This window comes from Lysinibacillus fusiformis (assembly GCF_003049525.1).
Lineage (GTDB): Bacteria > Bacillota > Bacilli > Bacillales_A > Planococcaceae > Lysinibacillus > Lysinibacillus fusiformis.
The window spans coordinates 258320-269226 of the sequence record NZ_PYWL01000001.1 but is presented as its reverse complement, the minus strand read 5'-3'; the positions used below and the strand labels follow the sequence as shown (position 1 = coordinate 269226).

The 10907-nt window shown below is 38.3% G+C and carries 13 protein-coding genes; all 13 read left to right on the top strand.

Annotated features, from left to right (window positions below):
• Nucleotides 1–2: 2 nt before the first annotated feature.
• Complete coding sequence (gene ftsY / locus C9J29_RS01385; RefSeq protein WP_089985317.1) at nt 3–1277, top strand: signal recognition particle-docking protein FtsY; 1275 nt, start codon at nt 3–5, stop codon at nt 1275–1277.
• Between the two features lie 341 nt (nt 1278–1618).
• The gene (locus tag C9J29_RS01380; protein WP_012293242.1) at nt 1619–1954 is read left to right on the top strand and encodes a putative DNA-binding protein; all 336 of its coding nucleotides are present in this window, start codon (nt 1619–1621) and stop codon (nt 1952–1954) included.
• Nucleotides 1955–1966: 12 nt separating this feature from the next.
• Nucleotides 1967–3325: a signal recognition particle protein gene (ffh, locus tag C9J29_RS01375; RefSeq protein ID WP_089985319.1), complete on the top strand. Its 1359-nt coding sequence runs from the start codon at nt 1967–1969 to the stop codon at nt 3323–3325.
• Between the two features lie 94 nt (nt 3326–3419).
• Complete coding sequence (gene rpsP / locus C9J29_RS01370; protein WP_004269411.1) at nt 3420–3692, top strand: 30S ribosomal protein S16; 273 nt, start codon at nt 3420–3422, stop codon at nt 3690–3692.
• 15 nt (nt 3693–3707) lie between these two features.
• Complete coding sequence (locus tag C9J29_RS01365; RefSeq protein ID WP_004269410.1) at nt 3708–3941, top strand: KH domain-containing protein; 234 nt, start codon at nt 3708–3710, stop codon at nt 3939–3941.
• Nucleotides 3942–4287: 346 nt separating this feature from the next.
• Nucleotides 4288–4803, top strand: coding sequence for a ribosome maturation factor RimM (rimM, locus tag C9J29_RS01360; RefSeq protein ID WP_089985320.1), 516 nt, complete (start codon nt 4288–4290; stop codon nt 4801–4803).
• Nucleotides 4803–5540, top strand: a complete 738-nt coding sequence (gene trmD / locus C9J29_RS01355; protein ID WP_089985545.1) for a tRNA (guanosine(37)-N1)-methyltransferase TrmD — start codon at nt 4803–4805, stop codon at nt 5538–5540. Before rimM ends, trmD begins: the two co-directional genes overlap by 1 nt.
• A 116-nt stretch (nt 5541–5656) precedes the next feature.
• Entirely contained in the window at nt 5657–6001 is a 345-nt protein-coding gene (gene rplS, locus C9J29_RS01350; RefSeq protein ID WP_008181294.1) for a 50S ribosomal protein L19, read from the top strand.
• A 105-nt stretch (nt 6002–6106) separates the two neighbouring features.
• Nucleotides 6107–6670, top strand: a complete 564-nt coding sequence (lepB, locus tag C9J29_RS01345) for a signal peptidase I (RefSeq protein WP_008181292.1) — start codon at nt 6107–6109, stop codon at nt 6668–6670.
• 57 nt (nt 6671–6727) lie between these two features.
• A complete protein-coding gene (gene ylqF / locus C9J29_RS01340) occupies nt 6728–7600 on the top strand; it encodes a ribosome biogenesis GTPase YlqF (RefSeq protein WP_025113918.1) in 873 nt (290 codons plus the stop codon).
• A gap of 156 nt (nt 7601–7756) precedes the next feature.
• Nucleotides 7757–8518: a ribonuclease HII gene (locus C9J29_RS01335; protein WP_008181288.1), complete on the top strand. Its 762-nt coding sequence runs from the start codon at nt 7757–7759 to the stop codon at nt 8516–8518.
• 49 nt (nt 8519–8567) lie between these two features.
• On the top strand, nt 8568–10457 hold the full coding sequence (locus tag C9J29_RS01330; protein ID WP_089985322.1) for a hypothetical protein: 1890 nt from the start codon (nt 8568–8570) through the stop codon (nt 10455–10457).
• Nucleotides 10454–10756 (top strand): EscU/YscU/HrcU family type III secretion system export apparatus switch protein, encoded by a 303-nt coding sequence (locus C9J29_RS01325; protein ID WP_008181284.1) that lies wholly within the window; start codon nt 10454–10456, stop codon nt 10754–10756. Before C9J29_RS01330 ends, C9J29_RS01325 begins: the two co-directional genes overlap by 4 nt.
• Nucleotides 10757–10907 lie beyond the last annotated feature (151 nt).

The window sequence follows — 10907 nt, the reverse complement described above, 5'->3', positions numbered from 1 at the left end:
GGATGAGCTTTTTTAAACGTATAAAAGATAAATTGATGGGGAATCCAGCGGACGAAGAAAAACTAGAAGCCATTGAACATGATTTAGATTCTCATCCACAGGAATTAGAAGAAGGCGGTGAACCTGCCACTACTGAGACTGTTGTTGAAGAACCTTCTGAGCAATTCTCACCAATTGAAGATACTACAGAATCCGAACAATCTTCGGACATCGAAGGTACAAAGGATTTAGAGCCGCCTTCTCCAATAGAGGAAGAAGAGCAGCTAGAAGTACAAATTATTGAGGAACAACCAACAGAGGAGAAAAAACCTTCTGCTTGGTCTATTACGCAAAAATTTAAAGCGGGCCTTGAAAAAACACGTAATTCCTTTACATCAAAAGTGAACGACCTTGTTGCACGTTATCGTAAAGTGGATGAGGATTTCTTTGAGGAATTAGAGGATCTTTTATTACAGGCCGATGTTGGTTTTGAAACGGTCATGGAACTGATGGATAAATTACGTTTCGAGGTACAACGTAAAAACATAAAAGATACAAATGGTATCCAAACTTTAATTTCTGAAAAGCTTGTAGAAATTTATGAGCAAGGTGAAGATGATTTAATTGAATTAAATATGCAGCCTGATGGTGAACTGACAGTCATTCTATTTGTTGGGGTGAATGGTGTAGGGAAAACAACGACAATTGGTAAACTCGCTCGTCGTCTCAAGTCCCAAGGCAAAACAGTTGTTTTAGCTGCGGGTGATACATTCCGTGCAGGTGCTATCGATCAATTACAAGTGTGGGGAGATCGTGTAGGCTGTGAGGTTATTAAACAATCTGAGGGCTCTGATCCAGCGGCAGTTATGTATGATGCAATTCGTGCTGCGAAAAACAGAAAAGCAGATGTGTTAATTTGTGATACAGCAGGACGCTTACAAAACAAAGTGAATTTAATGAACGAGCTTGAAAAGGTACATCGTGTCATTTCCCGTGAAATTCCAAGTGCTCCACATGAAGTATTATTAGCGTTAGATGCAACAACTGGTCAAAATGCCCTTGTTCAAGCACAAACATTTAAAGAAGCAACGAATGTGACAGGTATCGTTTTAACAAAGCTGGACGGTACAGCTAAAGGCGGTATTGTACTTGCAATCCGTAACAAATTACACATTCCTGTGAAATTTGTAGGTCTTGGGGAGAAAATGGACGATTTACAGCCATTTGATGCAGAGCGATATGTCTATGGATTATTTGCTGATGGTTTAGATAAAGAATTACAAAATAATGAAGAATAACAGTAAAATGGGCAGTGTCATTTTATCTTGATCTAGCATTCATCTCCTTCATGTATCGGAGGGGATGAATGTTTGTTTTGTTTTTTTATGAGTCATTCATTTTAGGTTAACCTCTCGATGTTTAACTTAAGAAATGTGGCACCAATCCACTGAGTGTAGTGAAGTAGAAACGCTCGACTGTGATCAGTTGAATTGACTTGTTGGAAAGAGTCATACTAGCTACAGGCAAGAATTGCCCGAAAGTAAGTAAATTAGGCTTTTAGACAAGGAGATTACCTTGACACAGACGGGCGCTTTTCGTTATGATACAAATGACTAAATAGCGGGAGGAGAAACATTCGATGCTACTTGAAAAAACAACACGCATGAACTTTCTCTTCGACTTTTATCAAGCATTATTAACAGATAAGCAAAGAAGTTATATGGAACTATACTATTTGGATGATCACTCACTAGGTGAAATCGCTGAATCGTATGGTGTATCACGCCAAGCTGTCTACGATAATATTCGTCGAACAGAAGCAATGCTTGAGGAATATGAAGAAAAATTATGTTTACTTGAAAAATTTCAACAACGTACCCAAATGCTTTCACAGCTAACAATGGGGATAACAGAACAAAGTATGACGGCTGAAGAGCAGCTAGCGCTTATCGAACAGCTGAAAGAATGGGATTAGGAGGCGAAAGCAATGGCTTTTGAAGGATTAGCGGAACGACTCCAAGGAACGATCCAAAAAATTAAGGGCAAAGGGAAAGTATCGGAGCAAGACGTCAAAGAAATGATGCGTGAAGTCCGATTTGCTTTAATTGAGGCGGATGTTAACTTAAAAGTAGTCAAGGAATTTGTAAAAAAGGTTAGTGAACGCGCTGTTGGCGTCGATGTTATGCAAAGCTTAACACCCGGTCAACAAGTTATTAAAATTGTACAAGACGAATTAACAGAATTAATGGGTGGCGAGCAAAGTCCAATTAAATTTAATACGAAGCCTCCAACTGTTATTATGATGGTCGGCCTCCAAGGGGCAGGGAAAACGACAACTTCAGGTAAATTGGCAAATGTTCTAAGGAAAAAATATAATCGTAAACCATTGTTAGTAGCAGCCGACGTTTATCGTCCAGCAGCTGTTCAACAATTAGAAACATTAGGTAAACAACTTTCATTACCAGTTTTTTCGTTAGGCACTGATATTTCCCCTGTAGAGATTGCACGTCAGGCAATTGAAAAGGCGAAAGAAGAGCATCATGATGTCGTAATTATCGATACGGCTGGTCGTTTGCATATCGATGAGGATTTGATGCAAGAATTAAAAGATATTCGCGCATTAAAAGAGCCAGATGAGGTCTTCCTTGTTGTCGATGCAATGACAGGTCAAGATGCTGTAAACGTAGCAGAAAGCTTTAATGAGGCTATTGGTATTACAGGGGTTGTCTTAACAAAACTTGATGGTGATACTCGTGGTGGTGCAGCATTATCTATTCGTTCTGTAACGCAGAAACCAATTAAGTTTGTCGGTATGGGTGAGAAAATGGATGCGCTAGAACCTTTCCATCCTGAGCGTATGGCGTCTCGTATTTTAGGTATGGGAGACGTTCTATCGCTGATCGAAAAGGCCCAAGCCAATGTAGATGAAGCAAAAGCCAAAGAGTTAGAAGAAAAATTCAAGACTCAAACCTTTACACTTGATGATTTCGTGGAGCAATTGCAGCAAGTTAAAAAAATGGGACCTATAGATGAAATTTTAAAAATGCTCCCTGGTGCAAACAAAATCAAAGGCTTAGATAATGTTAAAGTTGACGATAAGCAAATGGGACGTGTAGAGGCGATTATTTACTCGATGACGCCTGCAGAAAAGACGAATCCTGAATTAATTAATGGTAGCCGTAAAAAGCGTATTTCTAAAGGTTCAGGGACTTCTATTCAAGAGGTGAATCGTCTGATCAAGCAATTTGATGAAATGAAAAAAATGATGAAGCAAATGACTGGAATGGCTAGTGGTAAGGGCAAGAAAAAAATGAAATTACCAGGCTTTGATTCATTGTTTAAATAATAATTTTTAGGTGTTAAGAAAAAACACTTTACAAACAACCTAAACATTGATAATATACTATCTTGTGTGAAACTTATTCGGAGGTGCTATTAAAATGGCAGTTAAAATTCGCTTAAAACGTATGGGAGCTAAAAAATCTCCTTTCTATCGTATCGTAGTTGCAGACGCTCGTTCACCACGTGACGGCCGTCAAATCGAAACAGTTGGTACTTACAACCCACTAACTCAACCAGCTACTGTAAACATTGATGAAGAGAAAGCTCTTAAATGGTTAGCTGACGGTGCAAAACCATCAGATACAGTACGTAACCTGTTCTCAGAACAAGGTATCATGGAGAAATTCCATAACCAAAAATTCAGTAAATAATCGGGGGCGACGTCTTTGAAGCAGCTGATTGAAGCAATCGTTTTACCGTTAGTCGATTATCCAGAAGAAGTTCGTATTGAGACGGATGAAAATGCAAATCGAATTGTTTATAAACTTTTTGTTCATCCAGAGGATCGAGGGAAAGTCATAGGCAAGCAAGGGCGAGTAGCGAAAGCGATTCGTACAATTGTTTATTCAGCGGCAGGTAGTCACCATCAAAAGAAGACCTACGTCGATATATTGGATTAATAGAAAAGATTTTCGCGCTCTTGCAACGAGTACAATTGAGTCCTGATAGGTGTGTTTACATGTCGCTTAGGAGTTCGAAGTGGACTTTAGCATGAAGCGTAATATCTGGACTAAGAAGGAGGGAGCTTGTAGGTTCCTTCCTTTTTTTCTTTATTTCGCCTAGAGTTGTTCTTTTTATTTTGGACAAACAGGGCAACAAAGATTACAGCTAGAGACAATTGATTATATTAATATGGACGAGACAATTGATTGTCTTAGCTGAACCTACATTCTTCCAAAGTGAATTTGAGTAAGAGAATGAATGCAATGGGAGAGAGTAGTACGTTTTTAATGAGGTGATAGTTGAATGGAATGGTTTAATGTAGGTCGAATTGTCAATACACACGGTATTCGAGGAGAGGTGCGTATATTATCGACAACAGACTTTGAAAAAGAACGTTTTGCGGTAGGGAATAAGCTTGCTGCCTTTAAAAAGGACGATAAAAAACCAACTTGGGTAACGATTCAATCAGTGCGTCGTCATAAAAACTTTATTTTATTAACATTTGAAGGTATGAATAACATCAATTTGGTCGAGCCGTTTAAAGAAGGTTTGTTAAAAGTGACAAAAGATCAAATGACTGACGATCTCCTTCAAGAAAATGAATTCTTTTTCCATGAGATTATAGGTTGTACAGTTGTTTCTGAAGAAGGCGAAACAATTGGCGTTGTGAACGATATTCTACAAACAGGTGCTAATGATGTATGGGTGGTTAAAGGCTCGAAGAAAGAGCATTATATCCCTTATATAGAAGATATCGTGAAAGATATTGATGTGGTAGAGAAGAAAATTGTCATTCACGTAATGGAAGGTTTATTATGATGAATATTCATGTGCTGAGTCTTTTTCCCGATATGTTTTCAGGTGTTTTCGGGGCTTCTATTTTAAAGAAAGCTCAAGAAAAAAATGCGGTCAAGCTAGAGGTAACCGACATCCGTACATTTTCGGGGAATAAGCACAATCAAGTGGACGACTATCCATATGGCGGCGGAGCAGGCATGGTTTTAAAGCCTGAGCCGATGTTTAGCGCTGTAGAAGCAATTTGTGCAGGAAAACAACCACGCATCATTTTAATGTGCCCTCAGGGAGAACGATTTACCCAAAAAAAAGCAGAAGAATTATCACAGGAGAAGGAATTAGTCTTTTTATGTGGTCACTATGAAGGCTATGATGAACGTATACGCCAGCACCTTGTAACAGATGAAATTTCTATTGGAGATTTCGTTTTAACAGGTGGAGAACTAGGAGCAATGACGGTTATCGATAGTGTTGTACGCCTATTACCAGGTGTATTAGGCCAAGAAGATTCACATATACAAGATTCCTTTTCAACGGGTCTCTTAGAGCATCCTCATTATACTCGACCAGCAGAATTTCGAGGAATGAAGGTGCCGGATGTTTTATTATCGGGCAATCACGCAAAAATTGAGCAATGGCGTGAGGAGCAATCGTTGAAAAGAACCTTTGAACGTCGTCCTGATTTACTCGATGATTATCCTTTAACTGACAAGCAAAAATTGTATTTAGAAAAACTTAAAAACAATCAACAAGATGCTTGATTGCCTAGTATATTTATGATAACATTTAATCTGTACTTCTATGTGAAGTACTGAATTACGGTGTTCCGCTGTGGCATAGATTGCGTGCAAGAGCATCTGTCTAAGGAGAGAAAACAATGTCAAACATTATTACAGAAATTACAAAATCTCAACTTCGCACTGATCTACCTGCTTTCCGTCCTGGTGATACTGTTAAGGTACACGTGAAAGTAGTAGAGGGTACTCGTGAACGTATCCAGCTTTTCGAAGGTGTAGTAATTAAACGTCGTGGTGGCGGTATTAGCGAAACTTTCACAGTTCGTAAAATTTCTTACGGTGTAGGTGTTGAGCGTACATTCCCTGTACACACACCAAAAATCGCTAACTTAGAAGTTGTACGTCGTGGTAAAGTACGTCGTGCTAAACTTTACTACCTACGTAACCTACGTGGTAAAGCTGCTCGTATTAAAGAAATTCGATAATTATGACTTAAAAGTGAGGGGCTTGTACGCAAGCTCCTTTTCTTTTTGCTTGTCATCTTAATTCCCTATCAACTAAAATAGTGTTAGACAAGGGGGCATTTCTCAATGGAAAAACAGGTGAAAGAAAAGAATGAATTATGGGAATGGACAAAAGCGCTATTAATTGCATTTGCGATTGCTGCAATCATACGATATTTTTTATTTACACCAATTGCAGTTGATGGTGAGTCCATGATGCCAACCCTTGAAGATGGCGACCGCATGATTGTGAATAAAATTGGTTATAAAATAGGTGAACCGAAACGCTTTGATATTGTTGTGTTTCATGCGCCTGAACAAAAAAATTACATTAAACGTGTAATTGGATTGCCAGGGGATTCACTGGAATATAAAGACGATCAATTATATATCAACGGTGAGCCAATTGATGAGCCCTATTTAGATGCTTATAAAGCTCAAATCGCAGGGGGAACATTAACAGAAGACTTTACCTTAAAAGACATCGATGTTTCATTAGATGAGATTCCAAAGGGGTATGTTTTTGTCATGGGGGATAATCGACGAAATAGTAAAGACAGTCGACATATTGGTCTTGTAGATCAAAAGGAAATCATCGGCAATACAAGTTTGATTTTCTGGCCGTTTAATGACATAAAAATTGTAAAGTAATGCAAGAAAGGGAGCGTTTATGAACTCCCTTTTTCTTTTAATTTAGGAGGCACAGCAGTGACAATTCAATGGTTTCCCGGGCATATGGCAAAGGCCCGACGTGAAGTAACAGAAAAATTAAAGCTTGTTGATATTATATTTGAGTTAATAGACGCCCGTTTACCTTTATCGTCTCGTAATCCAATGATAGATGAAGTCATTAATCAAAAACCACGTCTTTTAATTTTGAATAAGGCGGATATGGCAGACGAGCAAGAAACACGCAAATGGGTAGATTATTTTGCACAGCGTGGTCATAAAGCAGTAGCCATTAACTCCCTTGAGGGTAAAGGCTTACAACAAGTAACAAAGGCAGCGCAGGAAATATTAAAAGAAAAGTTTGATCGCATGAAAGCAAAAGGGATGAAGCCTCGAGCTATTCGTGCAATGATTGTTGGTATTCCAAATGTTGGGAAATCAACACTGATTAATCGCTTGGCGAAAAAAAATATTGCTAAAACGGGAAATACACCGGGTGTAACAAAGGCACAGCAATGGATTAAGGTCGGGAAAGAACTTGAGCTATTAGATACGCCAGGGATTTTATGGCCAAAATTTGAAGATCAAGAAGTGGGCTTTAAATTAGCTTTAACAGGAGCTATTAAAGACACCATCACAAACATGGAAGACTTAGCAGTATACGGCTTACGTTTCTTATCCGTTCATTATCCAAAGCGTATGGAGGAGCGTTACGGCTTTGAATTCGTCCATGAAGATTTGGTTGAAACCTTTGACCATATTGGGAAACTTCGTCGCGTGTTTGGTGCAGGTGGAGAAATTGATTATGATCAAGTAGCTCAACTAATCGTTCGAGATATTCGAGGCTTGCAATTAGGCAAATTAACATTTGATTTTGTGGATGAACAACTAGAAAAAGAATCAGAACAATAAAAAGTATTGGAAACTGTCACACCCTCTTTGTGACAGTTTTTCTTTTAGGAATGAATTTTCCTACCGATAATAATTATATAGAGGAAAAAAATGAAGCTACATAATGACTGAAATGGATATATAGGTTTAATAAGTAGAGGCAAGAAGGAGTAAGAAATGAGAAGTATTAAAGAAATTACAGTAGCATTAAAAGATGCGGAAGAATGGCAAGAGTGGATGTCAGGTATTGCAGAAGATGAACGAGTAGGTGTACAAAAGGCTTGGGTTTCTTGGCAAAAGAAACAAGAAAAAAGGCGCCAATTACTTCAGGAACATCAAGCAAAAGTGGCATTTGATTTAAGTTATGGGGGAATAGATGCTTTAATTGCAGGTGTCGATGAAGCGGGGCGTGGTCCTCTTGCTGGGCCAGTCGTTACAGCGGCTGTAATTTTGCCAACAAATAGTGAGGCTCTAGTTGGTTTGAATGATTCTAAGCAATTATCGAAGGATAAACGAAATGCCTTTGCCGCTTTAATTAAAGAACATGCAATTAGTTATTTTATTCACTTCCAACCGGCTCAACAAATAGACGAGCTTAATATTTATGAGGCGACCAAACAATCTATGAAGGCAAGTGTGGAATCGTTATCGAGAAAACCAGATTATGTTTTAGTAGATGCCATGACATTACCTATGGCTATCCCTCAGGATTCCATCATTAAAGGAGATGCCAAAAGCTTAGCAATAGCAGCAGCCTCCATTCTAGCTAAAACAGCCCGAGATGATTATATGGAACAATTAGATAAAGATTTTCCTATGTATGGTTTTGCACAACATGCTGGCTACGGTACAAAGCAGCATTTAAAAGCACTAGAAGAATACGGACCAACGATTCACCATCGTAAATCGTTTGAGCCGGTTAAATCCATGTTTGAATAATACGTTAACACCAATTACCGAAGGAGTAATTGATGAAAGGAGTATATATATGACAGCCACATCATTTAATCCGATCCAGATGCAACAAAACCCAATAACTGCAAATAATCAGCCACTGGCCTTAAAACAGGGACAAGTATTTCATGGAACGATTAAGAAATTATACCCAGATCAAATGGCGGAGATACAAGTAGGAAATCAAAAATTTATCGCTAAACTTGAAGTTCCATTAAAAGCTGGAGATGCCCATTTTTTTCAGGTAACAGGAACAGATCCACAAGCAGAATTGAAAGTGGTGTCAGGACCGATGACGCCAACCACTTCACCAAGCCAACAAATTAATCAGCTATTAGAGTCTATGAATTTACCTAAGTCAGCAGAGATGCAGCAATTATTAGGACATTTTATGAAGGCAGAGCTACCAATTTCAAAAGATCAACTTTTACAAGCTGAAATGTGGTTAAAGGCATTACCAGAGGGTATATCTAAAATGGATGCTTTGCAAACGATTCAAAAAATGATAGAGCTTAAAATGCCAATGACTAATGAAGTGTTTCAAGCGCTAATGAGTGGACAAAAGACTTCTGGTATGGCGGCTATTATGGAAAACTTTGCACAGCTTCTAGCAAAAGATACAGCCTTGCCTGAACAGCTTAAACAAAATTTAATGCAGCAAGTACAAGCAATTACAAAGCCATTTGAAGTAGAAACAGGTAGCGTGGTTCTTGCAAAAGTTCTAGAAAGTTTAACAAATAATGCTGCTACAACTAGTGAAAAAATGCAAGCCTTGTCGATCTTAAAGGAGTCGGGGATAATTCCGAATCAGGCAACATTGCAAAATTGGTCAAGTATGAACGAGGGAAAAGCTTCTCAGCAAATGCAGCAAGCGGGTCAAGTCGTTCAGACTATCCTAACAACGAAGCCTGAAAATGCCGCTCAGCTGATCGAGCAACTTAAATCTTGGACAACAAATCAACAATTTTTAACAAATGATCAAAAGCAACAGATTAATCAGCTAATTGATCGTTTTAATCAGTTACCTGTCACAAAGCAAACAGTAGATATTTTTGCTAAACAAATGCAGGATCAATTATTAAAAGCCTTTTCTCAAAATACGTCCAATCATTTATTTACACAGGACATAAAAGGACTGTCAGTAAAAGATCATCTACTGTCTTTATTGAAGCAAGAGGTAGCTTCTCCCTTACAAAATGAAGCCTTTATGCGTAATCTTGTAAAAAATAGCATCGCTTCTTCACAGCCCTTCATTCAACAAATAGTGACACAAGCAGACGCTCTTGTACAAAATTCGATGGATAGTAAGGCAATGGAGCATGCGATGAAAACAGTGTTAAAAAATTTAGGGATTAGCTATGAGGCGACACTCGGAAACAAATCAGCGGATTTACAAATGATTGCACATCAATTAAAACCGCAGCTTCATACATTATTGCAGGAAACTAATATGACACCGCAATTGAAGGAAGCGGCAGAAATGTTAATGACACGAATGAATGGGATGCAGCTATCATCAGGCGAAAATGGACACCAACATCAACTGATTATGCAAGTTCCGCTAGAATTTTTCGGTAAGAGAATGGATGCTACATTGCAATGGAATGGTCGCATGAAAGATGATGGTAAAATTGATGCCAACTATGCGAGGGTATTATTTTATTTACAAATGGCATCCATGCAAGAAACGGTCATTGATATGCAGGTTCAAAATCGAGTAGTTACAGTAACGGTCTTTAATGAACATTTGGAGATTCAATCGATTGCAGAACCACTAAAGGCAGCATTAAAAGTAGGGTTGGCAGAAAAAAATTATCAACTATCAGGCGTTTTTATGAAACAATTTGACAAGGGCCAGGCGGTCAAAAATAGTCCTGTAGTAGAACAGCAAGAGGAACAGAGTGGGGTGGATATCCGCGTATGAGCGAAGAAAAATTTACCCGTAAAGAGGCAATTGCGCTAACTTATAAACTCGGTCAATTCGATAGTCCGACTGTTGTAGCAAAGGGAAAAGGGAAAATTGCCGAGAACATTTTGGCAAGAGCAAATGAGCATAATGTGCCGATTTATGAGGATCCTAACCTTGTACATCTGCTTGGTCAATTAGATTTAAATGAGTCCATTCCTGAGGAATTATATCAGGCTGTGGCAGAGGTATTTGCTTTTATATATCGTTTAGATCAAGAGCATGCGCGAAAATATAGAAAAAATGAAGTATTCTGATTATTTTTACAAGCTGTTTTAGTACACAAATTAGAAGAATGCGTCATAATAATAGAGAAAATTCGAACAAAAGACAAAGTGTAGACTTTATCAGAATGTTTCGTTAGAATAGACTATGTTAGTAAAACAATTTTATGCAAATGTTTGATGG

What these genes read in the sequence shown, in the direction of transcription:
- ffh (WP_089985319.1), top strand. Translation starts at nt 1,967, where the DNA reads ATGGCTTTTGAAGGATTAGCGGAACGACTCCAAGGAACGATCCAAAAA.
- C9J29_RS01325 (WP_008181284.1), top strand. Translation starts at nt 10,454, where the DNA reads ATGAGCGAAGAAAAATTTACCCGTAAAGAGGCAATTGCGCTAACTTAT.
- C9J29_RS01380 (WP_012293242.1), top strand. Translation starts at nt 1,619, where the DNA reads ATGCTACTTGAAAAAACAACACGCATGAACTTTCTCTTCGACTTTTAT.
- rimM (WP_089985320.1), top strand. Translation starts at nt 4,288, where the DNA reads ATGGAATGGTTTAATGTAGGTCGAATTGTCAATACACACGGTATTCGA.
- ftsY (WP_089985317.1), top strand. Translation starts at nt 3, where the DNA reads ATGAGCTTTTTTAAACGTATAAAAGATAAATTGATGGGGAATCCAGCG.
- rplS (WP_008181294.1), top strand. Translation starts at nt 5,657, where the DNA reads ATGTCAAACATTATTACAGAAATTACAAAATCTCAACTTCGCACTGAT.
- C9J29_RS01330 (WP_089985322.1), top strand. Translation starts at nt 8,568, where the DNA reads ATGACAGCCACATCATTTAATCCGATCCAGATGCAACAAAACCCAATA.
- lepB (WP_008181292.1), top strand. Translation starts at nt 6,107, where the DNA reads ATGGAAAAACAGGTGAAAGAAAAGAATGAATTATGGGAATGGACAAAA.
- rpsP (WP_004269411.1), top strand. Translation starts at nt 3,420, where the DNA reads ATGGCAGTTAAAATTCGCTTAAAACGTATGGGAGCTAAAAAATCTCCT.
- C9J29_RS01335 (WP_008181288.1), top strand. Translation starts at nt 7,757, where the DNA reads ATGAGAAGTATTAAAGAAATTACAGTAGCATTAAAAGATGCGGAAGAA.
- trmD (WP_089985545.1), top strand. Translation starts at nt 4,803, where the DNA reads ATGAATATTCATGTGCTGAGTCTTTTTCCCGATATGTTTTCAGGTGTT.